At 65.3% G+C, this 25,059-nt stretch carries 20 protein-coding genes; 8 read left to right on the top strand and 12 right to left on the bottom strand.

Translation table 11 applies throughout. From position 1 onward, the window contains the following. Window positions 1–49 precede the first annotated feature (49 nt). From ACLBXO_RS15790 to ACLBXO_RS15745, 10 genes are all read right to left on the bottom strand, one after another. Complete coding sequence (locus ACLBXO_RS15790; protein WP_447685925.1) at window positions 50–463, bottom strand: DUF4383 domain-containing protein; 414 nt, start codon at window positions 461–463, stop codon at window positions 50–52. Window positions 464–478: 15 nt separating this feature from the next. Continuing rightward, window positions 479–1,933 (bottom strand): FAD-binding oxidoreductase, encoded by a 1,455-nt coding sequence (locus ACLBXO_RS15785; RefSeq protein ID WP_447685924.1) that lies wholly within the window; start codon window positions 1,931–1,933, stop codon window positions 479–481. Window positions 1,934–2,762: 829 nt separating this feature from the next. After that, window positions 2,763–3,185: an ester cyclase gene (locus ACLBXO_RS15780; RefSeq protein WP_447685923.1), complete on the bottom strand. Its 423-nt coding sequence runs from the start codon at window positions 3,183–3,185 to the stop codon at window positions 2,763–2,765. A 122-nt stretch (window positions 3,186–3,307) separates the two neighbouring features. Then, window positions 3,308–4,438: an acyl-CoA dehydrogenase family protein gene (locus ACLBXO_RS15775; RefSeq protein ID WP_447685922.1), complete on the bottom strand. Its 1,131-nt coding sequence runs from the start codon at window positions 4,436–4,438 to the stop codon at window positions 3,308–3,310. Between the two features lie 10 nt (window positions 4,439–4,448). Continuing rightward, window positions 4,449–5,210 carry an SDR family NAD(P)-dependent oxidoreductase gene (locus tag ACLBXO_RS15770; RefSeq protein ID WP_447685921.1) on the bottom strand — a complete coding sequence of 254 codons (762 nt, stop codon included), beginning with the start codon at window positions 5,208–5,210 and terminating at the stop codon, window positions 4,449–4,451. 22 nt (window positions 5,211–5,232) lie between these two features. Further along, window positions 5,233–6,396, bottom strand: a complete 1,164-nt coding sequence (locus tag ACLBXO_RS15765; RefSeq protein WP_447685920.1) for an acetyl-CoA C-acyltransferase — start codon at window positions 6,394–6,396, stop codon at window positions 5,233–5,235. A gap of 33 nt (window positions 6,397–6,429) precedes the next feature. Next, entirely contained in the window at window positions 6,430–8,145 is a 1,716-nt protein-coding gene (locus ACLBXO_RS15760) for an AMP-binding protein (RefSeq protein WP_447685919.1), read from the bottom strand. Between the two features lie 168 nt (window positions 8,146–8,313). Continuing rightward, window positions 8,314–9,717, bottom strand: a complete 1,404-nt coding sequence (locus ACLBXO_RS15755) for an aldehyde dehydrogenase family protein (protein ID WP_447685918.1) — start codon at window positions 9,715–9,717, stop codon at window positions 8,314–8,316. A 138-nt stretch (window positions 9,718–9,855) separates the two neighbouring features. Beyond that, window positions 9,856–10,746: a transporter gene (locus ACLBXO_RS15750; RefSeq protein ID WP_447685917.1), complete on the bottom strand. Its 891-nt coding sequence runs from the start codon at window positions 10,744–10,746 to the stop codon at window positions 9,856–9,858. A gap of 185 nt (window positions 10,747–10,931) precedes the next feature. Next, window positions 10,932–11,816, bottom strand: coding sequence for a helix-turn-helix domain-containing protein (locus tag ACLBXO_RS15745; RefSeq protein WP_447685916.1), 885 nt, complete (start codon window positions 11,814–11,816; stop codon window positions 10,932–10,934). A gap of 201 nt (window positions 11,817–12,017) precedes the next feature. Here ACLBXO_RS15745 and ACLBXO_RS15740 point away from each other — a divergent pair, with 201 nt between their 5' ends. From ACLBXO_RS15740 to moaA, 4 genes are read left to right on the top strand one after another with little or no spacing between them, the layout of a single operon-like run. Next, window positions 12,018–14,144 (top strand): molybdopterin-containing oxidoreductase family protein, encoded by a 2,127-nt coding sequence (locus ACLBXO_RS15740; RefSeq protein ID WP_447685915.1) that lies wholly within the window; start codon window positions 12,018–12,020, stop codon window positions 14,142–14,144. A gap of 44 nt (window positions 14,145–14,188) precedes the next feature. After that, window positions 14,189–14,494, top strand: a complete 306-nt coding sequence (locus tag ACLBXO_RS15735) for a 4Fe-4S binding protein (protein WP_447685914.1) — start codon at window positions 14,189–14,191, stop codon at window positions 14,492–14,494. Beyond that, window positions 14,491–15,810, top strand: a complete 1,320-nt coding sequence (locus ACLBXO_RS15730; RefSeq protein WP_447685913.1) for an FAD-dependent oxidoreductase — start codon at window positions 14,491–14,493, stop codon at window positions 15,808–15,810. The genes ACLBXO_RS15735 and ACLBXO_RS15730 overlap by 4 nt, the downstream gene beginning before the upstream one ends. Window position 15,811: 1 nt before the next feature. Then, window positions 15,812–16,831 carry a GTP 3',8-cyclase MoaA gene (gene moaA / locus ACLBXO_RS15725; RefSeq protein ID WP_447685912.1) on the top strand — a complete coding sequence of 340 codons (1,020 nt, stop codon included), beginning with the start codon at window positions 15,812–15,814 and terminating at the stop codon, window positions 16,829–16,831. Window positions 16,832–17,451: 620 nt separating this feature from the next. Here the strand turns inward: moaA and ACLBXO_RS15720 are convergent. Beyond that, window positions 17,452–18,834, bottom strand: coding sequence for an MFS transporter (locus tag ACLBXO_RS15720; RefSeq protein ID WP_447685911.1), 1,383 nt, complete (start codon window positions 18,832–18,834; stop codon window positions 17,452–17,454). An 89-nt stretch (window positions 18,835–18,923) separates the two neighbouring features. Here ACLBXO_RS15720 and ACLBXO_RS15715 point away from each other — a divergent pair, with 89 nt between their 5' ends. Next, window positions 18,924–19,838: a LysR family transcriptional regulator gene (locus tag ACLBXO_RS15715; RefSeq protein WP_447685910.1), complete on the top strand. Its 915-nt coding sequence runs from the start codon at window positions 18,924–18,926 to the stop codon at window positions 19,836–19,838. A gap of 278 nt (window positions 19,839–20,116) precedes the next feature. On the opposite strand, the gene qhpR is transcribed toward ACLBXO_RS15715, so the two are convergent. Beyond that, complete coding sequence (gene qhpR / locus ACLBXO_RS15710; protein WP_447685909.1) at window positions 20,117–21,154, bottom strand: AraC-like transcriptional regulator QhpR; 1,038 nt, start codon at window positions 21,152–21,154, stop codon at window positions 20,117–20,119. Between the two features lie 226 nt (window positions 21,155–21,380). Here qhpR and ACLBXO_RS15705 point away from each other — a divergent pair, with 226 nt between their 5' ends. Genes ACLBXO_RS15705 through eat form a run of 3 tightly spaced genes read left to right on the top strand, consistent with a single transcriptional unit; the run spans window position 21,381 to window position 25,001 of the window. After that, window positions 21,381–22,778 carry an ethanolamine ammonia-lyase subunit EutB gene (locus tag ACLBXO_RS15705; RefSeq protein WP_447685908.1) on the top strand — a complete coding sequence of 466 codons (1,398 nt, stop codon included), beginning with the start codon at window positions 21,381–21,383 and terminating at the stop codon, window positions 22,776–22,778. Continuing rightward, window positions 22,775–23,599 (top strand): ethanolamine ammonia-lyase subunit EutC, encoded by an 825-nt coding sequence (gene eutC / locus ACLBXO_RS15700; protein ID WP_447685907.1) that lies wholly within the window; start codon window positions 22,775–22,777, stop codon window positions 23,597–23,599. The genes ACLBXO_RS15705 and eutC overlap by 4 nt, the downstream gene beginning before the upstream one ends. Before the next feature lie 34 nt (window positions 23,600–23,633). Beyond that, window positions 23,634–25,001 (top strand): ethanolamine permease, encoded by a 1,368-nt coding sequence (gene eat / locus ACLBXO_RS15695; RefSeq protein WP_447685927.1) that lies wholly within the window; start codon window positions 23,634–23,636, stop codon window positions 24,999–25,001. Window positions 25,002–25,059: the final 58 nt, after the last annotated feature.

Below are 25,059 nucleotides of genomic sequence, written 5' to 3'. Positions count from 1 at the left end.
GCGGCCGCCCAGCGGGCGAGCCGCCAGCGGCGGCGGCCGGGCCGCGGGCTCACGCCGCGACCGTCGCGGCGCCGCGCCGCGGCCACCAGCCGAGCACCACGCCGGCGAGCCCGAGGCTCAGGTGCGGGCCGTTCGAGAGGAGCGGGCTGTCCTGAAACCCCTTCAGGAACAGCGACAGGTCGAGGAAGCTCGACCCGGTGAGCACGCCGACGACGCCGTCGAGGAGGTAGATCGCCCCGAAGGCGCGCAGGAAGGTCACGGCGGCCGACCGCGACCACAGGGCGGCGGCGAGGGCCCACAGGCCGGAGGCGAGGTGGAGCGCGTCCTTGTAGACGTCGAGCCGGAACAGGCCGAAGACGCGCCCCTCCGCGTCCCGGAAGGCCGGGACGTAGTCGGTACCGGCGGCGAACAGCAGGATGGCCGCGAAGGCGAGGGCGGCCGCCCGGGGGAGTGAGACTGTCACGGCGGATCCTCGCGTTCAGGCCATGTAGGTCGACCACAGGGCGTTCCGGAACAGCAGCCCCGGATCGTAGCGGCGCTTGGCCGCCACGAAGGCGTCGAGTCCGGGATAGGCCCGGGCCATCTGGTCGCGCCGGGCGTGCAGGCGATAGGGCAGGTAATAGGCCCCGCCGATCGCCACGACCCGCTCGATCAGGGCCTCGGTCATGCGCATCATCGCGGCCTCGTCGCCGGGGGTGAGCCCCTGCGAGAACGACATCACCGCGCCGATGCGCGGGGACGGCGCGTAGGCCAGCGTCGAGTCCGGGTCCGCCGCCACGTAGCGCAGGGTGACGTTGAGGCAGTCGCAGCCCGAGCGCGGGATGGTCTCGCGGCAGGCGGCGAGGAACGCGTCGAAGCGCTCGGGCGGGACGAAGTACTCGTGCAGGATGTCGGTGCGGCCGCCGTCGCGGGAGGCGAGGTTGGCCACCGGCTCGTTCATCAGGCTGTTGCGGGTGGCGAGGCCGGGATCGAGGGCCGGGTTGAGCCGGGTCTCGGCGATCCAGCGGGCGCGCTTGCCGAATTCGCTGCCGACCTGGGCGCGGTAGATCTCGCGCGAGACCGCCGTGAACGCGCCCTGCTGGGTCGCCGCGGGCAGAACTTTCGGCGGGTGCTCCGCCTCCGCGTAGGTGACCAGGATCGCCTCGTCGAAGAACCCGGCCCGCGCCACCGAGAGCCGGCCATAGGCCATGCGCAGCCGCGGATCGCGCTCGACCGCGGCCACGAAGGCGGGGGCGAAATCGGCGGCCGGCATCACCGCGTAGGTCGGTGCCAGGAGGACGTTCGGCACCATCTCGACCACGAGGTCGACCACGATCCCGAACAGGCCGTAGCCGCCCATCGCCAGCCCGAACAGCGCGGCGTTCTCGGTGCGGGAGCAGGTCACGAGGCTGCCGTCGGCCAGGACGAGGCGGAGGGCGCGGACGGTGGAGCCGAACGGGCCGCACGGCGCGGGCCACCCGTGGGCGTTGACGCTGAAGGTCGAGCCGACCCCGAAATCGCTGTTCGACTGCATCACCGCGGGCGAGAACCCGATCCGGTCGAGCTGCCGGATGACCTGCGACCAGCGCGCGCCGGCCCCGACCCGGTAGAGGCCGGCGGCGGTGTCGGGCTCGATCGGGCCGCCCTCCAGGGTTACGGCGGTCCCGTCGCGGGCGAGGCTCTGGCCGCCCATGGAGTGGCGGGCGACGCCGACGGCGACCGGCCGCCCGGCGGTGGCGGCGTCCCGGATCTCGGCGCGCACGGCCTCGATCAGGGCCTCGGTCGAGCCCGTCGGGAGCACGGCGTGGCGCGTCACCGGGGTCGGGTTGAGGCCGCTCGCGTCGTTCAGGATGGTCCGCGGCGCGGCCCGGGCCGCCCGCGGCAGCAGCGCGGCGGCCGCCACGGCGCCGCCGCCCGCGAGGATCCCGCGCCTGCTCGGTCCTGTCCCGGCCATGCCCGCCCTCGCTTCGCGCCGACGGGGCGACCGACTCGCCCCGACGGCCAACCCTGCGACGGGTTCGGATCCGGCGGCGTGAGATCGCGCACGGTGCGCCGCCCGCCGGTACAGCGGTGCGCAATCAGCAGCATGGGCAGAGCGCGGTCAACACCCCGATGCGGACCGTCCCGGCCGTCGCCAGGCCTCCGGGACGGAGGCATCCCGGACAGCGCTCGAACCGGCTCGAACGATGTGCTCGAGAACCCGGGCGCGCCAGTCCGAACAAAAATGCGAACACTTATGTCATTGAGGTGGCCCGATAATTTTTGAGGCCCCACTGCTCCGTAGCTCGGCATTATCAGCGGATGATCTTATCCAACTGCAACGCATCCTCACAAACCGGACGTTCCGCTATGCGCCCAACCCAGTCATTCAGGTGGCTTTGACGAAATGCCGTAAGCGGACCTTACCGGGTGCGGATAGCCACTCCCATAAAGGCCAAGTCACGGAATGGCGAGCATCGCGACGATTGGCGCCGTACGAGGCCTCAGTGCTCCCTGGGGACTGCTTGCAGTTTTACAACCGTACACAGTCCTTATGCCATAAAAAGTAATTCAATTTCTGTCCGTTTGCGCTCCTGGCCACACAAGACAGAAGGTAACCAATTATAATCTTGTAAATCGTAGCGATATTCCAATGCCAGGAGATCGGCGGCGGCAGCTCAACTTGTGGAAGGCGGACCGCTGAAAGTGCGATTGGGTCCAGCAAACGATCAATCGGATCGAGTAAAGTTATGGTCGCGCTCGGCATGACCATGCTCAGCCCCACAAGATTTTGCAGAGACGGCTCAGGCCCAGCCAAGTTCCCTTACCGTTTGTACGTCGTTCCAAATCTTCGTCAATCCGGCGATCTTATCGCCCTCGAACTGCATGACGTATACGTAGTCGGCTGAGGTACTCTTGCCCGTTGGCGGGCACGGTCCGCCCTCACCAGTGTGCGTCCCGTAGAAAATCCCATAGGCCGCAACGTTCTGCCGGTCTTCGTCCGTCGCGAACGATTTCAGCTCGTACCGTCCGTCGGGAATGACGGTCAGCAGCCCCTTCATCCATTCCGTATAGTCCGACAGCGTAGTTATGTTCGACAGGGCATCCGCCTGGGCCGAAAAGCTCGCGTTAGGGGTGCAGTAAGGCTCGCAGGCGTCCCAACCACCACCCGTTTCACAAGCCTCAAAGAACGCTTTTGCCACGCTAGTTATTGTGCTCATGAACATGCTCTGCTGCTTGGCAGTCAATCCGGTTATTTCGATCCGCCATTATTGCCGCCAGCCCGCAAGTTGGCGGCCTGAAGTTGCGAAACGAAAGCTTCTGCACCGGCGTAGTTCGCTCCCTGCCTTCAGCCCGCCAGGGCTCGGCTGATAACCATGCGCTGGACGTCGCTCGTCCCCTCGTAGATCTGGCACACGCGTACATCGCGGTAGATCTGCTCGACGCCATAATCCGCGAGATAGCCGTAGCCGCCGTGGATCTGGATGGCGTCGGAGCAGACCTTCTCGGCCATCTCGGAGGCGAAGAGCTTCGCCATCGCGGCCTCCTTGCCGCACGGCTGGCCCGCGTCACGCAGACGCGCCGCGTTCAACACAAGTTGCCGTGCCGCCTCGATCCGGGTCGCCATATCCGCGAGACGGAAGGCGACCGCCTGATGGCCGGTCAGAGGCTTGCCAAAAGTCTCGCGCTCCCCGGCATAGCGGAGGGCCGCCTCGAAGGCGGCGCGCGCCATCCCCACGGCCTGCGCCGCGATGCCGATGCGTCCGCCTTCGAGGTTGGACAGGGCGATGCGCAGGCCCTGCCCTTCCTCGCCGAGCATCAGATCCGGCGTCAGGACCATGTCCTCGAACACGATCTGCGCCGTGTCCGAGCACTTCTGCCCGAGCTTGTGCTCGACCGAGGCGACCGTGAAGCCGGGAGTGTCCGTCGGCACGACGAAGGCGGAAATGCCCTTCCGCCCGGCATCCGGGTCCGTGACTGCGAAGACGATGGCCACGTTCGCGTTCTTGCCGGAGGTGATGAACTGCTTGGTCCCGGACACGACCCAGCCGTTGCCCGAGCGGCGGGCGCGGGTCCGGAGCGCCGCCGCGTCGGAGCCCGCGCCGGGCTCGGTGAGGCAGAAGGCGCCGAGATGCTCGCCGCGCGCCAGCGGACGGAGGAAGCGTTGCTTCTGGTCCTCCGATCCGAACTTCAGGATCGGCATGTAGCCCACCGAATTGTGGACGCTCATGATGGTCGAGACGGCGCCGTCGCCGGCCGCGATCTCCTCGATGGCCAGCGCGTAGGCGACATGGTCCACCGCCGCGCCGTCATACTCCTCCGGCACCAGCATGCCCATGAAGCCGAGCCCCCCCATCTCGGCGATGGCTTCTCTCGGGAAGCGCGATTCCCGGTCCCATTCGGCGGAGAACGGCTTCAGCCGCTCAGTGGCGAAGGTCCGCGCCACGTCCCGGATCATCGTTTGGTCGTCGGTCAGCATCGGGCGGGTCCTATCGCGCCTGCATGCGCAGGGCGCCGTCGAGACGGATGGTCTCTCCATTGAGCATCGGGTTGGCCAGGATCGCCAGGACGAGTTGAGCGTACTCGTCGGGGCGGCCGAAGCGGGAGGGGAACGGCACCGCCGCGCCGAGGCTCGCCTGGACCTCCTCCGGCAGGCCCTGGACCATCGGCGTCTCGAACATGCCCGGGGCGATGGCGCAGACGCGGATGCCCAGAGGCGCCAGTTCGCGGGCCACCGGGAGGGCCAGGCCCACGATCCCCGCCTTGGAGGCGGCGTAGCCCGCCTGCCCGATCTGGCCCTCGTAGGCGGCGATGGAGGCGGTGGAGACGATCACCCCACGCTCACCACCCTCTAGCGGGTCGAGGCCCGCCGCGCCCGCCGCCACCAGCCGCATCATGTTGAAGGTGCCGACGAGATTGATCTGAATGACCTTGGCGAAGCCATCGAGGGAGGCCGGGCCGTTGCGCCCGACCACCTTCGCCGCCGGGCAGATACCGGCGCAATTGACGAGGATGCGGGCGACGCCGTGCTCGGCCGCAGCCTGCGCCACCGCCGCCTCGGCGCTGCCTGCATCGGCGACGTCGCAGGCGAGCGCGATTCCGCCGATCTCGCGCGCGGTCGCCGCGGCCACCTCCGTGTTCAGGTCGAGTAGCGCGACCTTGGCCCCCGCCGCCGCCAACGCCCGGGCCGTGGCCGCGCCCAAACCCGAAGCGGCGCCGGTGACGATTGCAGCGATTCCTTGAACCTTCACAAGAACCTCCAGAAAAATTCAATCAGATGCGCTCGACCGCGAGCGCCGTGGCCTCGCCGCCGCCGATGCAGAGCGAGGCAATGCCCCGCTTTCCGCCGGTGCGCGCGAGGGCGGAGAGCAGGGTCACGATGATCCGTGCCCCCGAGGCGCCGATGGGATGCCCGAGGGCGCAGGCGCCGCCATGGATGTTGACCTTGTCGTGGGGCAGGTCGAGGTCGCGCATCGCCGCCATGGCGACGACGGCAAAGGCCTCGTTGATCTCGAACAGATCTACGTCGCCCATGGTCCAGCCGACCTTTTCGGCCAGCTTGCCGATGGCGCCGATGGGGGCGGTGGAGAACCATGCCGGGGCCGCCGCGTGGCTGGCATGGCCGCGGATTACCGCCAGCGGCGTGTGTCCCGCGCGCTCGGCCGCCGACATCCGCATGAGCACGAGGGCCGCCGCACCGTCCGAGATCGAGGAGGCGTTGGCCGCCGTGACGGTTCCGTCCGGGCGGAAGGCGGGCTTCAGCGTCGGGATCTTGTCGGGCCGCGCCTTGCGCGGGCCCTCGTCGGACCGGATGTCGGCGCCGACGGCGACGGTCTCGTCGTCGAAGGCTCCGGTGTCCGCCGCGCGCTTGGCGCGGGCGAGGGATTCCAGCGCGTAGGAATCCTGGGCTTCCCGAGTGAACTGGTAGTGCTGTGCCGTGTCCTCCGCGAAGGTCCCCATGAGCCGCCCCCGGTCGTAGGCATCCTCAAGGCCGTCGAGGAACATGTGGTCGAGGACCCGCCCGTGGCCGAGGCGATGGCCGCCGCGCGCCTTGTCCAGCAGGTACGGGGCGTTCGACATGGATTCCATGCCGCCAGCCACCACGACGTCGGCCGAGCCGGCGGCGATCATGTCGTGACCGAGCATCACCGCCTTCATGCCGGAGCCGCAGACCTTGTTGAGGGTCGCGCAGGGCGTGGCCTCGGAGAGCCCCGCCCCGAGGGCCGCCTGCCGGGCAGGGGCTTGGCCCAGCCCAGCGGGCAGGACGCAGCCCATCACCACCTCGGAGACGCCACCGTCATCGAGCCCGGCCCGCCCGAGGGCGGCCCGGATCGCGGCAGCCCCCAGCTCCGTGGCCGACAAGGCTTTCAGTTCTCCCTGGAATGCACCCATCGGGGTGCGGGCGGCACTCGCGATGACGATGGAATCCATTTGCATGTCTCGATGTCCTTGGGCGTGGGAGCAGCGGCCTTAGGCCCTTGGCGCGGCGGTAGCCTCGGCCGCCTTGGCGACCTCTTGATTGCGCAGAATGAATCGCTGCAGCTTGCCGCTCGGCGTCTTGGGCAAAGTCTCGACGAACTCGATCTCCCGAGGGTACGAGTGGGCCGAGAGACGCTTCTTGACGTAGGTCTGGATAGCTTCGGTCAACGTCCGGTCGGGTGCGAAGCCGGATTTCAGGACGACGAAGGCCTTGACCAGTTCCGTCCGGTCGGGATCCGGCTTGCCGACGACGGCGGATTCCGCGACCGCCGGATGCTCGATCAGCGCGCTCTCCACCTCGAAGGGGCCGATCCGGTAGCCCGAGGAGGTGATGACGTCGTCCGCGCGCCCCACGAAGGCGATGCTGCCATCTGCATCGGCCTCGACGGTATCGCCGCTCAGATAGTAGTTGCCGACGAAGGCGGGGGTCGGGCGCTCGCAGTACCCGGAGAACCACATCAGGGGCGAGTTTTTCCGATCAAGGGCGAGGATGCCGGGCTCCCCCGGCCCGAGCTCCCGACCGTCAGGGTCGAGCACCACGACACGGTGGCCGGGAACGGCGAATCCGGCGGAGCCGTGCCGAACGCGATGCGAGAGGGCGTGATGGTTGCAGAGCACCATCCCGAGTTCCGTCTGGCCATAATGATCGTGGATCGTCGTACCGAGATGCTCGGCGAACCAGCGGATGACCTCGGGGTTGAGAGGTTCCCCGGCGCTGCTGACGGCACGTAGCCGCCCCTTGACTGGCGCTGCGGCCTCCGGCCCCGCCGCGATGAGGAGGCGAAATGCGGTCGGGGAGCCCGCGAGGTTCGTGATGCCAAGCCGCTCGATGGTCCTGTAGGTCTCCTCGACCGTAAAGGAGCCGTCGTAGAACGTCGTCGTGAGACCCATCGCGAGTGGGCCGGTGACGGCATAGTATAGGCCGTAGGCCCAGCCCGGGTCGGCGACGTTCCAGAAGCGGTCATCCGGCCGCAGATCGACGGCATCGCGCATGTAGGCGACGAAGGCCACAATGGCCTTGAGCGGAACGAGCAGCGGCTTGGCGGCCCCCGTCGTCCCGGACGTGAACATGATCAGGAAGGGGTCTTCCGCGTCACAGGAAGCCGGTGCTGTATCGCCGGGCTTGGCGTCCAGCTCCGCCCAGAAGTCGGGATCCAGTCCTTCCAGCTTCCCACCGACGGTGATGATCGTGCAGGCGCCTTCGACACCGGCGGCCTTCGCGCGGTTGGCGAGATCGGTCACGACGAGCTTCGTGCCGGCGTCCTTCACGCGCTGCTCGACCGCCTTCGGGCCGAAGGCCGTGAACAGAGGCTGGTAGACGGCACCGAGGCGCCACGTCGCCAGGATGGTGATCAGCAATTCCGGCGTGCGAGGCAGGAGGCCGGCGACGCGGTCCCCCCTCGTCACGCCGCGCGCAGACAGGACATCGGCGAACCGGGCGGCCTGCTGAGACAGGGTCGCAAAGGTGATCTCGCGCAGCGTCTCGCCCGGCTTGGAGTACCGCAGCGCGACGCGGGCGGGATCCCCGGCATGACGGTCGCAGCAGGTATGGCAGGCGTTGATCCGCCCCGGTCCCTCCGGGAAGATCGCCGAGACAGCCGCCCCATAGTCGAACTCGGCGGCAGCGTGACGATAATCGGCCGAAGGCTGAGGACGAACCTCGCAATTGTCCAATACAAGGTCGCCATCGAGCAGACGATGGATCATCCATGCTCCTCCCATAGTATTTGTTCGCGCCCATTTGGGCTGCTTCGGTGTATCTTTGGGGCAAATCGGGGGTTCGTTGCCCTGAGCAAGCTTGCCAGCGCTTCGCCCGATTGCGCTGACCGTCCTTGGTCATCGATCGTCGAGGCTACACGGCTTCCGCCAAGTCACTCACTTCGCCTCGTTGACCACGTGGACCTGTGTGAACTCGTGGAAGCCTTCCTCCGCGAATTCAGAGCCCAGGCCCGAATGCTTGGCGCCGCCGAACGGAATCGTGGGATCGAGGTCGGCATGCTTGTTGATCCAGACGCTGCCAGCCTCCATCCGGTACGCCAGCGCGCGCGCCGCCTCTCTGTCGGCGGACCAGATGGAACCGCCGAGCCCCATGCGGGAGGCATTCGCCCGCTTCAAAGCGTCTTCGACGTCGTCATACCGGATGACCGGAAGGATCGGGCCGAATTGCTCCTCATCGACCAGCCGGGAGCCATCCTGGATATCGCGGACAATGGTCGGGCGGATAAAGTAGCCCGGACCGTCGATCTCCTGGCCGCCCGCAACTACGATTCCATCGGTCCGCGCCGTATCGAGGAGGGATTTCACCTTCTCGTACTGGGCCTTGTTCTGAAGCGGCCCAATGGTCACGCCCTGTTCGAACCCGTCACCGATGACGCTCTGTTCGGCTAGCCGTGCGAGTTCGGTGCAGAGGGCGTCGTAGATATCCGCGTGCGCGTAGACCCGCTTGATGGCGATGCAAACCTGTCCGGCATTCCAGAAGGCGCCCTGGAACAGGCCAGGCGCGACGGTTGCCGGGTCGGCGTCCGGTAGGACGATGGCGGCATCATTGCCCCCAAGTTCAAGCGTTACGCGCTTGATCGAACCGGCCGCGCTGGCCATCACCTTTCGCCCGGTCTCCGTGGATCCCGTGAAGCTCACTTTCGCGATATCGGGGTGGGTCGTGAGCCTTGCGCCGAGATCGTTCAGGTCGGTGATGATGTTGACGACGCCCGGCGGGAAGATGTCGGCCATCAGCTCGCCGAGGCGCAGTGTGGTGAGCGGAGTGGTTGGAGCGGGTTTGATCACCAGCGTGTTGCCGGCCAGCAGGGCGAAGGGCAGCTTGAACGCGATGATCAGAACCGGGAAATTCCACGGAACGATCGCCGCGACAACGCCCAGTGGACGGCGGTGCATCTCGACCCGTCGCGTCTCGCTGTCCTCCAGGATGCGGGGCGCCAATTCGAACGAGGCCATCCGACGGATGAAGAACTCGGCGTAGGCGATTTCGGCGGTCGCCTCGGCGAGCGGCTTTCCCTGCTCCTGGGTCAGGATACGCGCGAGATGTCCGGTATCAGCTTGGACGGCGTCGGCCAGCTTGAGCAGCATCGCCCTCCGATCGTCGATGGTCGTCGCCGCCCAGGCTGGAAAGGCGGCTTTCGCCGCGGCCACAGCCTCGTCGAGTTGCGCTGCGGAGGCGCGCGGACAGGACGCCAGAACGGTCTCGGTCGCCGGATTGATGACATCCATCATGTCCGCGCCATCGACCAAACGGCCGCCGACGAGAAGTTTGTAGCCCGACATGCGTTCCCCACCCCATCGGCCCGCCGTTTCCACCGGATGGTGACAACGGGCCGTCGTTGTTGCCTCTTGATGGATCAGATTTGGTGCAGCGCATCATGACGACACGCTGTACTGAGCTGTGTTTGGATCTGCGTCCGCTCAAGGAAAGATCTTGGCCAGGCGGACCTGAATGAAGGTCGCCTGCTTCGTCCCGTTCTCCACCGTCAGATCACGGCCGATCATGGCCTGGACCTGGAAGGTCGGCTCCGGGAAGTAGGCGATGGCCAGACGCCCGTAGCTCGTGCCCTGCGAGTTTCGAAGCGAGACCTGCTGGAAGCTCTGATTGCCGCCGAGACGCCCGCCGAAGCCACCCGCGACTTCCAGGGCTGGAGTGATCTTATATCGGAGGTAACCCTGCAACTCGTACTGGGGAGCCTGTGAGAGCTTCCCGATTCCGTTCAGATTGTACCGATCGTTGTCGGAGTAGAACGAGACGTCGGCGATGAAATCGAACGACCAGACTGGATTGAAATGCTTGACATAGGCGGTCTGGAGGACGCCCTGCCAACGATTCGAACCGAAATTAAGTTGCCTGTTCTCGTCGTAAGCCCCCGTCGGCGCGATCAGGAACGGAGTGATCGCGAAGACGTCCTTGAACTCGGTATCGAGCTTGAACTTGATCGGAGCCGTCAGGATGATGTCCCCGATGCCGCCCGGCGACCCGAGCGGCGCCAGGACGCCCCCCGTCGAGATCGCCCCGACCGGGAGGAGAAATTGCGGGTCGATCGTGACGTTGGGGGCGATCTCGTAGACGTGCAGAAGACGGATGATCCCGACATTCGTGTCGAGCTTCGCGTCCGACGTCGTCTTGGTTCCGCGGCTGTAGGCTTCGTTCCCCTGGCCGAACTGGTAGTAGAGAAGGCCGATCGTGGCTCCGGATGGGAACTGCTCATAGTCTCCCGGATTGATCTCGAGAGCAGCGGCGCTGAAACTCATAGCAATGCCGGCAGAAAGTGCTGCCAAGCCAAATCCGAATTTGCTTTTGATCATCAGCCCCGCGCCCCATTTTTTAGGATTTGCGAGCGGCTGAGCTTCCGGATTTTCCGTCGATGGTCTTTATCCAAGACCGTCATTCGGTGTTCGATTCCTGCTTTACCTCCCTTCGGACATTCGGATCAGCGCGATCGTTGCAATTCGGGCGCACGGCTGCGCGACGGTCCGCCCGCCGGGCGAGGCTATTTCTGAGCTGACGCGCGCAGCTGGGCGGGGGTCACCCTGAGCGCCTTGCGGAAGGCGCGCGTGAAGTTCGCCTGCGAAGAAAAGCCCGTCGCGGCGGCGATCTCGGCGATCTGTGTATCCTCGTTGAGGAGACGATCCTTGGCCCAATCTAACCGGCGTCCGCTGACGTAGTCGTAGGGAGTCCGTCCCGTCGCGGCGCGGAAGCTGCGCGTGAAGTGCGCCACGCTCATGCATGCGACGGCAGCGAGATCCGCGACCGTGAACTCGTCGAACAGGTGAGCCGTGATAAAATCTTCAACCCGTCCAAGGCGCCGCCTGTCGAGGGGCTTATCGGCCGTCTCCCTCTGCCGGACCTTCACCGACGAGAAGCGATGGACAAGGTGGGCCGACAAGGCGACGCCGAGGGACTCGATCAGGAGGCTTCCGGCCGGGCTCTGACACTCCATCTCCTGAAGAACTCGGCCCACAACGTGATCGATGAATGCGTCCTGCGGGATGACGTCATAACGCAACTCGACCAGCGCAGGATCGACGTTGAGATCGCGCAGCATCGTCTCCTCGAATGGACGAGCCGGCAGAAAGATGTGGAGACAGTCGACCATCGGGTCAGAGATGTTGATGTATTCCTCTTCGATCCCTGCCGGACAGACCCAGATCGTTCCGCGATGGCCATGGGTCCGCTGACGTTGGCCGCTGCCGATCCGGTCCACGAAAGTTCGACCTTCCAGCAGCACCGCGATCTCGGTGTCCCGAGGCGTGAGGGCCGGGAGTTCCCCAGGCATATGGCTCCACCGCTCCGCGTGAAGCTGCGTCCAGCCTAGACCGTTCGACGTGTCGAGCAGCCGGCCTGTCACATACTTGTCAACGGAGTGCCCGCGCACGGATCCGCCTCCCTCCGGTTTTCAACGATTCCATCATAGAAGCACATCGCGCGCCAGAGCGACGGGTTGGCCCTGACTTCGCCGCTAGAAAGGGAGGATCGCAATCAGGGAATAGGAAGCCGCAGTTTTCGATAAAGCCCCCTGCCCGAACCGTTGGCAATGTGGAGGAGTAGTCATGAATTGTGCAGCGGGAGAACGGATATGGCTCGCGAAGTCGTCATCGGGGCGTGCCCGCACGACTGTCCCGACACCTGCTCGATCCTGACGACTGTCGAGGACGGCAAGGCGATCGCGGTGCGGGGCAACCCGGACCATCCCTTCACCAAGGGTCGCCTGTGCGTGAAGGTGAACGATTACCAGAACCGGGTCTATAGCGACCAACGCGTCCTCTATCCGCTCAAGCGCGTCGGCCCCAAGGGCAGCGGGCAATTTACACGGATCTCTTGGGACGAGGCGATGGAGACAATCGCCGGGCGCTGGAAGGCGATCATCGCCGAGAGTGGGGCGCAGTCGATCCTGCCCTACAGCTATCTCGGTACACAGGGCATCATCAACGGTCTCAACGTCGGCGATCCGCTGTTCAACAAGCTCGGCGCAACCGTTTGCGAGCGGACCTTCTGCGACTCGGGCGCCTGCACAGCATATATGATGACGATCGGGCATACACCCGGCGTCGATCCCGAAAGCTTCGTTCATTCGAAATATATCGTGCTGTGGGCCTGCAACACGCTCAGCACGAACTCACACCATTGGCCGTTCATCGAGCAAGCCAAGCGCAACGGCGCCAAGCTCGTGGTGATCGACCCCGTCCGCACCCGAACGGCGAAGCTCGCCGACTGGCATATTCCGATCCGTCCGGGAACCGACGGTGCCCTGGCACTCGCGATGATGCACATCATCATCAAGGAGGGGCTGATCGACCGGGACTACATCGATCGACACACGATCGGTTTCGATGAGCTGGCCGAACGTGTCGAGCAGTACACTCCCGATTTCGCCTCCGCTGAGACGGGCATCCCCGTCGAGGACATCCTGAAGCTGACCCGTGAATACGCGAGGACGCCCCCCGCCGTGGTGCGCATCGGCGTGGCGGTGGAGCGCCATGCGGGCGGTGGCCAGACAGTGCGGGCGATTGCCTGCTTGCCGGCGCTGATCGGCGCGTGGCGGCACGTCGGCGGCGGACTCCTGCAGCTCCCGATTTGGGCGTTCCCCGTGGATTGGGGCAAGATGATGCGGCCGGACCTTCAGCCCGCCTCCATGCGCGTGATCAATTCCTGGCAACTCGGACCGGCCCTGACCGGCGAGTTGCCTCTCGACCCGCCGATCCGCTCCCTGTGCGTCTACAACGCGAACCCGATGGCGATGGTCTCGCAGCAGGTTGCGATCGAGAAGGGGCTCGCCCGCGAGGATCTGTTCACGGTGGTAAGCGAGCACTTCCTGACGGATACCGCGCGCTACGCCGATATTGTGCTCCCGGCCACAACGCAGCTCGAACAGAAGGACATCATGTTCTCCTGGGGGCACCTCTACCTGTCCTACAACAATCAAGCTATCGCCCCTCTCGGGGAAGCCGTACCGAACACCGAGCTGTTCCGCCGTCTCGCCCGGGCCATGGGCATCGACGATCCCTTCTTCTTCCGCTCGGATGACGAGATGATCGAGGCCTCGATGGACTGGTCGAGCCCCGTGCTGGCCGGGATCACCCTCGATGAGCTCAAGCAGAAGGGGTACATGCGACTGACGATGGCTTCGGCCGACGATTGGGCGCCCCATCGCGACGGCAACTTCCCCACGGGGTCCGGCAAGTGCGAGTTCAAGGCGAGCTTGGCGGCCGGTGGCAACTTCGTCGTGCCGCTGTTCCGGCAGGGCTATGGCGGCGATCAGGCCGGCGAGCCGGTCGATGCGCTGCCCCACTATGTGGCCCCGAACGAGAGCCCGCGCACGGCGCCTGCGCTGGCCGAACGCTTTCCGCTCAGCCTGATCTCGCCTAAGAGCCACGCCTTCCTCAACTCGAACTTCGCCAATCTGCCTTCCCAGGTCGCGCTAGCCGGGGAGCAGCAGGCGGTTCTTCTCCATCCCGACGATGCGAATAGGCGTGGGATCGCGGCTGGGACCCCGATCCGGGTGTTCAATGAACGCGGCGCCTTCGAGGCCTTCGCGACCCTGTCACCCGAGGTGATGCCCGGCGTCGTTGTCGCGCCTGCAGGCTACTGGCAGCGCTCCAACCAGCGCGGGCCGACCGTCCATGCCCTGACGCCGCCCGCCTTCGCCGATCTCGGCCGCGCCCCGACCTTCTCGGACATGCTGGTGGAGGTGGCTGTCGCCTGACGGCCGCCACGCGCCCGCTCCCTTCCCATCGAGGTTTTGTCGACATGGCCTATGTGGTCACGGATTCCTGTCGAGGCTGTCGCTATACGGAGTGTGTTACGGTTTGTCCGGTCGAATGCTTTCATCTCGATGAAAGTATGACCTACATCGACCCTGAAAACTGTATCGATTGCGGCGGTTGCGCGCCGATCTGCCCTGTGGGGGCGATTCATCCATCCTGGCAGATGCCGGCGGGCAAGGCGGAGTGGATCGAGATCAACAAGGTACGGGCCGCCGAGACCCCCGTGATCGCGGCGAAGATTCCCCCGCTTCCCGGGGCCGACGAGCAGGCGAAGCGGCTGGCATCATGACCGAACCCCATCGCATTGCCGTCGTCGGAAGCGGACCGGCGGGATTCTACGTGACGGAGGCGCTGCTGCGATCGGGCGTGCCGCTGGCTGTCGATCTCTTCGAGCGCCTGCCTGCTCCGTTCGGACTGGTTCGCTTCGGGGTCGCTCCGGACCACCCGAAGCTGAAACAGGTGGTCACGGTGTTCGACCGGATCGCGGCCATGCCCGGCTTTCGTTTCATCGGCGGGGTCGAGGTCGGCGCGGATCTCAGCGTCGCCGATCTCTCGGCTTCGTATCACGCGGTCATCCTGGCGAACGGCGCGTCCCTCGACAGGCGCCTGGATATTCCCGGCGAGGATCTCCCCGGAAGCCATGGGGCGAGCGCCTTTATCGGCTGGTACAATGGCCACCCCGACGCGGCCGACCTGTCATTCGATCTCTCCGCCGATCGGGCGGTGGTGATCGGCCACGGTAACGTGGCACTCGATGTCGCCCGGATCCTACTCAAGACCCCCGATGAATTGAAGCACACCGATATCGCCGCACACGCGCTCGACGCCTTGGCCGAGAGCCGGATCCGTGAGGTTCAGATCGTCGGGCGAGGTGGGATCGAGCGAGCCCGCTTCTCGACGAAGGAACTCATGGAGTTCGATGAGTTGGCCAAGTGCGAGACCACGCTCGACCCTAGCGACTTTCCGCACGGTTTGCCGGATCTCGAACCCTCGGCATCCGCTGAAACGCAAGCCAACGCGGCGCTTCTACGCCGCTTTGCAGAGGCCGGGGCCGATGCGACGAAGTGGCGGAGTTGCATTATTCGCTTCGGTCTGGAGCCCTTCTCTCTTCTCGGCGGGAGCCGGATGGAGCACATCCAGTTCCGTCGGTTCGGCTCGGACGATCGGGTCATCATCGATTGCGGGCTCGTCATTTCCAGCATCGGGCGGCGAACGGCCCCGGTGCCGGGCGTCCCCTACGACGCGAAGGCCGGAATCCACGCGAATGACGGTGGCCGCGTGCTCGCGGACGGCGTGCCGGTACCGGGTCTCTACGCCTGCGGCTGGAGCAAGCGCGGCCCTCAGGGCACGATCGGGACGAACCGGGCTTGCGGCGTGGAGACCGCAGGGGCCGTCCTCGCCGATCTCGCGGCCTTGCCGAGGCCGCTGCAGGACGCGGACGCCCTGGTGCGGCGGCTTGCGGCGGCCAAAGGCCAGACCGTCGATTACGCGGCTTGGCGCCGAATCGACGCGGCGGAGCGGAGACGTGGCCAAGCGGTCGGGAAGCCGCGGGAAAAGTTCGTGACGCTGGGCGAGATGCTCGCCGTCGCGGACGAGGCGGCCTGACATGGCGCAGGCTGAAAACCCCGGACCTTGTAGCCTCATCGACCGCTTCGGCCGGCGGGTGAGTTATCTGCGCCTGTCCGTGACCGACCGATGCGACCTCAGGTGCGTCTACTGTATGGCGGAGGACATGACCTTCCACTCCCGGAAGGACATCCTCACCCTGGAGGAATTGGCGCGGCTGGCCCGGTTGTTCATCGCCCGTGGCGTCGACAAATTACGGATCACCGGCGGCGAACCGTTGGTCCGTCAGGGCATCATGGACCTGTTCTGGTCCCTGTCCGGATCCCTGAACGATGGGGCGCTGCGCGAACTGACTTTGACGACGAATGGGACGCAGCTCTCCCGCTTCGCCGACGATCTGGCCCGCGTCGGCGTCCGCCGGATCAACGTCTCCCTCGATACGCTCGATCCTGAGCGCTTCCGGCAACTGACCCGCGGTGGCAGCCTGACCCGGGTTCTCTCGGGCATCGAGGCGGCCCGTGGGGCGGGCTTGGCGGTCAAGCTCAATGCGGTCGCGCTGAAGGACGGGATGGAAGGGGAGATCCACGACCTCATCGCCTTCGCCCACGACCGAGACATGGCTTTGAGCCTGATCGAAACGATGCCGCTCGGCGATGTCGGGGCCGACCGCCTCGACCAGTATCTTCCCCTGGATCACCTGCGTCGGCGCATTGAATCGCGCTGGACTTTGATCGACGTACCCATGCGCAGTGGTGGTCCGGCCCGCTACGCCCGGGTGGTCGAGACGGGCGGCCTGATTGGCTTCATCACACCGCACACGCACAACTTCTGCGCCGATTGCAATCGCGTCCGCGTAACCGCAACTGGCACATTACATACCTGCCTAGGACACGAAGATGCGACTGATCTCAAAGCCGTGTTGCGAAGTGCAGGTTCAGATGACGAGGTCGTCCGCGTCATCGACGCCGCGATTGGCCGGAAGCCGATTGGACATAACTTTGTCCTCAGCGGCGGCGCATCGCCCACGATAGCCCGTCGAATGTCGGAAACCGGCGGCTGACTTGAAAGAGGCAGGCGATCCACCAATCAATTTTTTTCGAATGCTTTTATCTTAATAATGCTTGGCGGCGTATGGTATTTCATATTGTAATTGGCTAAAAAAATATTTTATATATGCCAAAAGCGCTATATGCATTTGGATCAATAGATGAGCTGACATTACAGCAGTTTGTCTTTCTCTAATTACAATTCCGTCCTTTAAAATCATTGAGATGCTAGGTTGTCGATTTAATTCTTGAAAAAATAATTAATATATTTTGACAATAATAGGTAAATTATCGATTATCACACTGTCTGCGGCCAGGAATGTTGATGTTCATGTGCTTCTACAAACTAGCACATATCGTTCTACAGATAAGGCCCTGAGTCTTTTCTAGAGTAAGGCTGACGCACTCTGGATCGATCAGAACATGTCTACATCTTTGACAATTTTTCTGCGAACCGGAACAGCCGCTTACGGCCATTTCCAGCCCGCTGGAATGTGCCTCTGGATGACCGGGGTGGGTGGATTTCTGCCGGTCTGCTTTCGGGCGGGGGATGCATCCAAGCGGACATAGCCACGGGCCGTGAACCGCTCACGATCCACAGTGGATACGGACTCGTCATGGCATGGGGTCGAGATCAGGTCCTACACCTGCCGCTCGATGGGGGTAGCAGCAGGAGGCAAGCCAACACACCACCGACCGCTGCGGTGGCGGCTGAACCGAAGGGCCAAGCGAAGCCGACGACGTTCAAGCCCACGGGCGTCAGGGTACCGAGCATGGCCACGCCGAGCGCGAACCCCGCCTGCCGCGCGATCACCGTCAGGGCCGAGGCCATGCCGCTGGCCTCCGGCGGCGCGAGCGCGATCACCGCACCGGAGAGTTGCGGATGGGACAGTGCGGCCCCAATCCCGATCAACGCCATCCCAGCGAATGTGCAGACACGGGCACCTGGCCCCACGAGCGCCGACAGAGCGAGCAAAGCCCCACCGAGAGCGATCAGCCCCATCGCCACCGTGAAAAGCCATCGCCAACCCAGGCGCGGCACAAGGTGGCCTCCGAACGGCGGCACGAAGAGCATCGGCAAAGTCGCAGTCAGCATCGCCAGTCCGACCGCCTCGGCGGTCCAGCCGAAGGCGGTGCCCAGGTATAGGGGCAGGTAGACGAGGACCGACCAGTAGCCCACCGAGACAGCGATCAGCAGCGCAGTCACGCCGATCATGGGGCGGCTGGTCAGAAGGGCCGGGTCGAGCATCGGCCGCGCCTGTCGGCACTGGCGGATGGCGAACCATACGCCGAAGGCGGCCCCCACCCCCAACCCGCTCGCCATTCGCAAGGGGGCATGGCGAGCCTCCAAAATCGCCTGGATGATCAGTCCCAGCGCGATAGTCAGGATCGCGACCCCGGGCCAATCCAGCGGTTTGTCCGTGCCACCGCGCAACTCGGCCACGAGACGTGGCACGGCGAGCGCGATCAGGGCGCAGAAGGGTAGGTTGGCGAGAAAGATCCAGCGCCAGCCCAACCCGGTACCAATCATGCCGCCTAGGCTCGGCCCAAGCGCCATGGCGACCCCGGAGGCCACGCCGGCAATTCCAAAAGCGCGTGCGCGCGCTTCCGGCTCTATGAACGCGGTCGCGATCGAAGCGAAGCCGCCGGTCACGAGGAAGGCCGCGGCGGCCCCCTGTGCCGTGCGGGCGGCCAGGAAGACCGGGCTGTTCCAGGCGAGGCCGCAGGCGAGGGACGCTACGAGGAAGGCTGCATTGCCGACCAGGAGCATGCGGCGGCGGCCGAAGCGGTCGGCCATGGCTCCCGCGACGAGCAGCGTCGCGGTGAAGGCCAGGCTGTAGGCGTCGATGATCCAGGCCCAGTTCGTTATCGGGATGCTGAGGGTCGTGCCGATTGAGGGCAGGACGACCACGACCGAGGTCACGTCGAAGTTCGTCAGGGCGGCGGCGAGGCCAATCGTGGCCGCGGTTAAGCGGCTCCGGTTGGTCAAAGCGCCATGTTCGGTGTTGTGCGGCATCGCCTTGGGGTGAGGCAGAACCCGCCTCTGCAGCAAATGAGCATTGCTCCGCCCCGCATGAATGCATTTAATGCGGTGTGTCGCCCCGGATGCCCCCCTTCGCCGCCTTACTCGCCTTCGAGGCAGTGCTGCGGCATGGCAGCATGACGCTGGCCGGAGACGAACTCAGGCTGACGCAGAGTGCCGTCAGCCACCGTATTCGGGCCCTGGAGGATTACTTCGGCGTTGCTCTGCTTGAACGCCTCAATCCAGGCCTACGCGTCACCGAGGCGGGTGCGCGGCTAGCTCAGGAACTCGGCCCGGTGCTGGGTACATTGGCAGGTATGCGACGGCGGATCGCGGAGCAGTCAGGACAACGTGTGTTCCGGCTTGGCCTCAGCACGCCCCTACTGGCTTGGTGGCTTTCGTCGCGCCTCCCGGCTTTGTGCGGTGCCTTCCCAGCCCTTTCCGTCGAGGTCGTGACCTGGGACACGATGACCGAAGCTGCGCGCGCCGATGTCGATCTTGCCCTGCTTTGGCTGCCTTACCCAGGCAATGCGGAGGGGGCCTGCGAGCTGCCATTCCCGATCGAGAGCGTCTTTCCCGTTGCCGCGCCGTCGCTGCTGACGGGTAGCGGCCCGGATCGAGACTGGCGGGCACTGCCGCTTCTCGCGAAAGGCCGGCGGGGCGAGCAAACGGGGCGGGAATGGTCCTGGGCAACGTGGCTGCGTGGCAGCACCGGGCATGAGGCGATCCGCTTCCGCGACATCGGCAGCTCGCTTCAGGCGGCGGTGGACGGCAATGGTGTAGCCCTAGCGCGCTCGCTGCTCGCTGCGGATGCGGTGCGGCACCGGCGTCTGATACGTCTAACTGGACCCAAGGAGGTGCATACCTGCTCCAGGATGCAGATCGCCCGATGGCGTGACCCCCAGGATCGCACCGCCGAGCACATGAGCGCATGGCTCGTTGCATCGGCAGAGCAGGCGATCGCTGGCAACGGCCAAGGGATAGGGGAAATGGCTTAACACGAGGGTCCCGACGCCAAGGGGCTCGGTCCGCTTTCCACGTCGAGCCAAAGTCGCCGGACAGTTGACGCACGACCGCTTTTGGAGAGCGCCCGCAGCGGGCGGAGTGACTGGGTTGGGTCGGTAGGAGTCTGACCGCTTTTCCAGCAACCCCTCTTCGAGGCAAGCCAATCACATTCGACCGGACTTCGCCACGACGGACAGCTGTCATGTATGAAGTTTTACGATGATTTATGTAAATTTTTCGTGACATTATATAAATGTTGTAATACAAATTGTCAAATACTTTTCATTGCTCGATATTTATTTGGAGAAATACCATGCCAGCGTCGAAAAGCACGAGTAAAAGAACTTATTTCCGAAAATCCGAGCAGATCCGAAATGCCGCTCACCGGATGCGCGGTATCGGTGAGGTAATGTTCCGCAAGGTTCCGGCGAAGGCGGTCTACGATGTCGGCGAAGCTCGTGTTCTCCTCAGCGAGACGCCGCTGAAGCGTCCATCGCGGAATGCCCAGCGTGTCACTGGCGTGCTGGAGGGAGAGATCCCGGACGCTGAGATTGGACCGCACATAGGCCCGGAGGCGCCCCTGCAACGACGGTGTCTCGCCGGCCATTCCCATCTGCATGATCGTCGCGCACAACAGGTCGAGAAGCGGCAGGTTCGCCTCCGGCATGGCCTGCGCAGCCTGATCGTGCCGGAAGACCAAAGCGTTGGTGTCCTGCCCGAACAGGACCGGTGCCCCGAAGGCCTCTTCGATGACCCGATAATCCTCGGTGCGGGCGTGTTCGAGGTAAACCTCCTGCGGGCACCACTCGACCCCAGCCCCGTGCCGGAAGACATTGACGTACATCCCAAGCGTCACGACGGCATCCTGCTGACGATCTGCGATCCGGGGAGAGCGGATCGCGTAAGTTAGCCGGTACACCCCGTTGGCGTTGAGCAGGCGCGTAGTGGTTTCCTCCTGATGGTAGCCGAAATAAGTGGCGAGATTCTCGGCCGCTGCAAGCAACGTTGGTGACGACAGCGCGATGTGGCCGATCAACCCCAGCATCTCCGGCTTGAACTGTTGGCCGTAGCGCAGGCCGAGGGTGGGATCGTGGGACCGGTGCGCCGCCAATTCGAGAATGTCGCAGTATTGGCGAAGGCCGATCTGAGCTGTCGGGGATGCCAATTTTTCCGGATCGAGAGCGACCCGATCGAATAGGCTTTCGGCGCAGACGCGGTTGGTTTCGAGAAAGGAGCCGAGGCCCGTGGCGGCTGAGGCGAACACCCTTGCTCTGGGGGCGGCTTGGCTAGGGCTATCGATGCGGGCCATCACCTGAACTGCCGTCTCCGCGACGCATGCCATCGTACTCAGAGTATGCGCCGCAAATTTGTTGCCAAGTGTCAAAAGTTTGTGTCGCCCGGTCGATCCTTAGCCGGCGTCAGAATTTAGGATGGAACTCGACTCTCCTGCCTCCTTGCGGAGGTTCAAATTGTCGAACCGGGATCGGGCGCCGTAGACACGGCGCCGCCCGCTCGACGCACGGAGTGACGAACCGGTGGCCTATCGATGCGATCTCGGAGGCGAGCGTCATCGCTTCCCCGACCTGAAGGCGGTCCTCGCGGCCGCGTCGCCGCTCCGATCCGGCGACGAGTTGGCAGGGCTCTCCGCAGGCAGCGACGCCGTGCGGGTTGCCGCCCGCACCATCCTTGCTGACCTGCCGCTGAAGACGTTTCTCAACGAGGCCGTGGTGCCCTATGAGGACGACGAGGTCACACGCCTCATCATCGACAGCCACGACGCTGCCGCCTTCGCTACGGTCTCCCATCTGACAGTGGGCGGGTTCCGCGATTGGTTGCTCGGCCAGGAGGCCGACACGGTGGCGCTGGCCGCCCTGGCGCCGGGGCTCACGCCGGAGATGGTCGCTGCCGTCTCGAAGCTGATGCGCCTTCAGGATCTGGTGGTCGTTGCGCGCAAATGCCGGGTGACGACGGCCTTCCGCACCACCATCGGCCTGCCAGGCCGGCTCGCGACCCGCTTGCAACCCAACCATCCGGCCGACGACCCGCGTGGGGTCGCCGCCTCGGTCATCGATGGGCTGCTTTACGGCGCGGGCGACGCCGTCATCGGCATCAACCCCGCCTCGGACGATGTCGAGACCGCGATCGCCCTCACCACGATGCTGGACGAGATGCGCCAGCACTACGAGATCCCGACCCAGACCTGCGTCCTGACCCATGTCACGAACGCGATGGCGATCATAGAACGCGGCGCTCCGGTCGATCTTGTATTCCAATCCGTCGCCGGCACCGAAGCGGCCAATCGCGGCTTCGGTATTGACCTCGCTCTGCTGGCCGAGGCGCACGACGCCGCAAGGGGCCTGAAGCGGGGCACGGTCGGCGACAACGTGATGTACTTCGAAACCGGCCAAGGCGCTGCGCTCTCGGCTGACGCCCACCATGGCGTGGATCAGCAGACCGTGGAGGCGAGGGCCTACGCGGTAGCCCGCGCCTATCAGCCTCTCCTCGTCAACACGGTGGTCGGCTTCATCGGGCCGGAATACCTCTACAACGGCAAGCAAATCACCCGCGCTGGCCTGGAGGACCACTTCTGCGGCAAGATGCTCGGTCTGCCGATGGGCTGCGACGTCTGCTATACCAATCACGCCGAGGCAGATCAGGACGACATGGACGGGCTGATGCTAGTCCTCGCCCAGGCGGGCTGCAGCTTCCTCATCACTGTCCCCGGCTCCGACGACGTCATGCTCAATTACCAGAGCTTGTCGTTCCACGACTTGCTCACCCTGCGCTCGCTGCTCGGGGTGCGGGCCGCCCCCGAATTCGAGGCGTGGCTCGACCGGATGGGTATGGCGGCACCGGACGGCCAAGCCCGCCTCCTCGACGCGCCGGACCCCTCGCTGGCCCGCCTGTTCGATCAGGGAAGTATCGCGCGATGAGGCCGGATCCGGACAAGCGCGCCGACATCTCAGCCCGCACCGACCTCTCCCAGGAGGACCGCTGGGTGGCCCTGCGACGGGCGACGCCCGCCCGGATCGGTCTCGGCCGGACCGGCGATGCCTTGCCGATGAGGCCGATGCTCGACTTCCAACTCGCCCACGCGCAGGCGCGGGATGCCGTTCATGCCGCCCTAGACATCGAAGCCCTGGGCGCCGCTCTGGCGCCCCTCCCGGTCCTTCGCGTCCACAGCGCGGCGCCGGATCGCGCCACCTACCTGCGGCGCCCCGATCTGGGTCGCCGGCTCGATAACGCCTCCGTTGCGACGCTGGAGGACGCGGCCGAAACACAAGGGCGGGGCTACGACCTCGTCTTCGTCGTCGCGGACGGGCTCTCGGCTACCGCCATCGCGAACCATGCCGCGCCGGTGATCCGCGCCTGCCTCGCCCATCTCGACAGCTACCGCGTCGCGCCGATCGTCCTAGCAGAACAGGGTCGCGTCGCTCTCGGGGACCCGGTGGGCGAGCGTCTCGAAGCCAAGGTAAGCGTGGTGCTGATCGGCGAGCGGCCGGGCCTCAGCGTCGCCGACAGCCTCGGTCTCTACCTGACCTACGAGCCTCGCCCCGGCCGGCGGGATTCGGAGCGGAACTGCATCTCGAACGTGCACGGCCGCGGCGGCCTGACGCCGGACCTCGCGGCGAGCAAGATGGCGTGGTTCGTGCGGGAGGCCCTGCGGCGCGGCCTCACCGGCGTCGCTCTGAAGGACGGGATCGAGGAAGCTTTGCTAGAAGGCAAGGTGAGCGACAATCCTGGCCGATCATAGCGGTATGAGACCGGCTCCCGAGGAGGAAGAGGTGATGCAAGACGTTGGCCTTAACAAGAGTCTTAATGCGTTTCACCTCTGGGGTATCGCCGTCGGGCTAGTCATTTCGGGCGAATACTTCGGATGGAGCTATGGATGGGCCAATGCCGGCACGCTCGGCTTCCTGATCACGACGGCCGTCGTGGCGGCGATGTATATTGCGTTCATCTTCAGCTTCACCGAACTCACCACGGCGATCCCGCAGGCGGGCGGCCCCTTCGCGTATAGCCGCCACGCTTTCGGCCCCCTCGGCGGCTGCATCGCCGGCTACGCGACCTTGATCGAGTTCGTCTTCGCGCCGCCTGCCATCGCGCTGGCGATCGGCGCCTATCTCAACGTTCAGTTCCCCGGGCTCGACCCCAAGCACGCGGCGCTCGGCGCCTACCTCGTCTTTATGGCCCTCAACATCGTCGGGGTGCAGATCGCCGCGACCTTCGAGTTGTTCGTCACCATCCTGGCGGTGATCGAACTCCTGGTCTTCATGGGTGTCGTCGCCCCCGCCTTCGACCTTGCGAACTTCACCGCCCATGGCTGGGCGGGTGATAGCACCTTCAGCATGGCGGCGTTCGGCGGCATGTTCGCCGCCATCCCCTTCGCCATCTGGTTCTTCCTGGCCATCGAGGGCGTGGCCATGGCCGCCGAGGAGGCCAAGGATCCAAAGCGGACCATTCCGATCGCCTACATCACCGGCGTGCTGACGCTCACGGTGCTGGCCTTCGGCGTCATGCTGTTCGCCGGGGGCGTTGGGGACTGGCGGACCTTGAGCAATCTCAACGATCCGCTGCCCCAGGCCATGAAGGCCGTTGTCGGGACCTCCAGCGGCTGGCTGCACATGCTGGTGTGGCTGGGCCTGTTCGGCCTCGTGGCCTCCTTCCACGGCATCATTATGGGCTACTCGCGCCAAATCTTCGCCCTGGCCAGGGCCGGATTCTTGCCCGCGGCCCTCGCCCGTGTGCATCCCCGCTTCCGCACGCCCCACCTCGCGACGCTCGCGGGCGGCACCATCGGTATCGCGGCGATCTATAGCGATAGCCTCGTCACCATCGCGGGCCAGTCGCTTACCGCCAGCATCGTGACGATGGCGGTGTTCGGCGCCCTGGTCATGTATGGCATGAGCATGGCGAGCCTGTTCCGGCTCCGCCGCCGTGAGCCGAACCTCGCCCGGCCCTACCGGGCGCCGTTCTATCCCTTCGCGCCCGCCTTCGCCCTCGCGTTGGCCGCAATCTGCTTCCTCGCCCTGGTGATCACCAATCCGCTGATCTTCGTCCTCTTCCTCGCCGTGATGGCGCTGGCCGTGGCAGCGAGCCTCGTCGCGCGTCAGGGCGGCAGGGAGGCCGTCGCGGATGGGGGCGCTTCCGTGTGAGCGCCGCTCCAACCCGCCCCGGCACCGCCGCCTCATCGCGCCACCGTGTTCAGCGGAC

This window comes from Methylobacterium sp. C33D (assembly GCF_053345825.1).
This window is presented reverse-complemented; position numbering and strand designations above follow the sequence as displayed.

Bases quoted from the DNA above. Each gene is read 5' to 3' on its own strand.
- ACLBXO_RS15785 (WP_447685924.1), bottom strand. From the start codon at position 1,933: ATGGCCGGGACAGGACCGAGCAGGCGCGGGATCCTCGCGGGCGGCGGC.
- ACLBXO_RS15775 (WP_447685922.1), bottom strand. From the start codon at position 4,438: ATGCTGACCGACGACCAAACGATGATCCGGGACGTGGCGCGGACCTTC.
- ACLBXO_RS15730 (WP_447685913.1), top strand. From the start codon at position 14,491: ATGACCGAACCCCATCGCATTGCCGTCGTCGGAAGCGGACCGGCGGGA.
- ACLBXO_RS15765 (WP_447685920.1), bottom strand. From the start codon at position 6,396: ATGCAAATGGATTCCATCGTCATCGCGAGTGCCGCCCGCACCCCGATG.
- eutC (WP_447685907.1), top strand. From the start codon at position 22,775: ATGAGGCCGGATCCGGACAAGCGCGCCGACATCTCAGCCCGCACCGAC.
- eat (WP_447685927.1), top strand. From the start codon at position 23,634: ATGCAAGACGTTGGCCTTAACAAGAGTCTTAATGCGTTTCACCTCTGG.
- qhpR (WP_447685909.1), bottom strand. From the start codon at position 21,154: ATGGCCCGCATCGATAGCCCTAGCCAAGCCGCCCCCAGAGCAAGGGTG.
- ACLBXO_RS15760 (WP_447685919.1), bottom strand. From the start codon at position 8,145: ATGATCCATCGTCTGCTCGATGGCGACCTTGTATTGGACAATTGCGAG.
- ACLBXO_RS15720 (WP_447685911.1), bottom strand. From the start codon at position 18,834: ATGCCGCACAACACCGAACATGGCGCTTTGACCAACCGGAGCCGCTTA.
- ACLBXO_RS15735 (WP_447685914.1), top strand. From the start codon at position 14,189: ATGGCCTATGTGGTCACGGATTCCTGTCGAGGCTGTCGCTATACGGAG.
- ACLBXO_RS15755 (WP_447685918.1), bottom strand. From the start codon at position 9,717: ATGTCGGGCTACAAACTTCTCGTCGGCGGCCGTTTGGTCGATGGCGCG.
- ACLBXO_RS15780 (WP_447685923.1), bottom strand. From the start codon at position 3,185: ATGTTCATGAGCACAATAACTAGCGTGGCAAAAGCGTTCTTTGAGGCT.
- ACLBXO_RS15715 (WP_447685910.1), top strand. From the start codon at position 18,924: ATGCCCCCCTTCGCCGCCTTACTCGCCTTCGAGGCAGTGCTGCGGCAT.
- moaA (WP_447685912.1), top strand. From the start codon at position 15,812: ATGGCGCAGGCTGAAAACCCCGGACCTTGTAGCCTCATCGACCGCTTC.
- ACLBXO_RS15740 (WP_447685915.1), top strand. From the start codon at position 12,018: ATGGCTCGCGAAGTCGTCATCGGGGCGTGCCCGCACGACTGTCCCGAC.
- ACLBXO_RS15750 (WP_447685917.1), bottom strand. From the start codon at position 10,746: ATGATCAAAAGCAAATTCGGATTTGGCTTGGCAGCACTTTCTGCCGGC.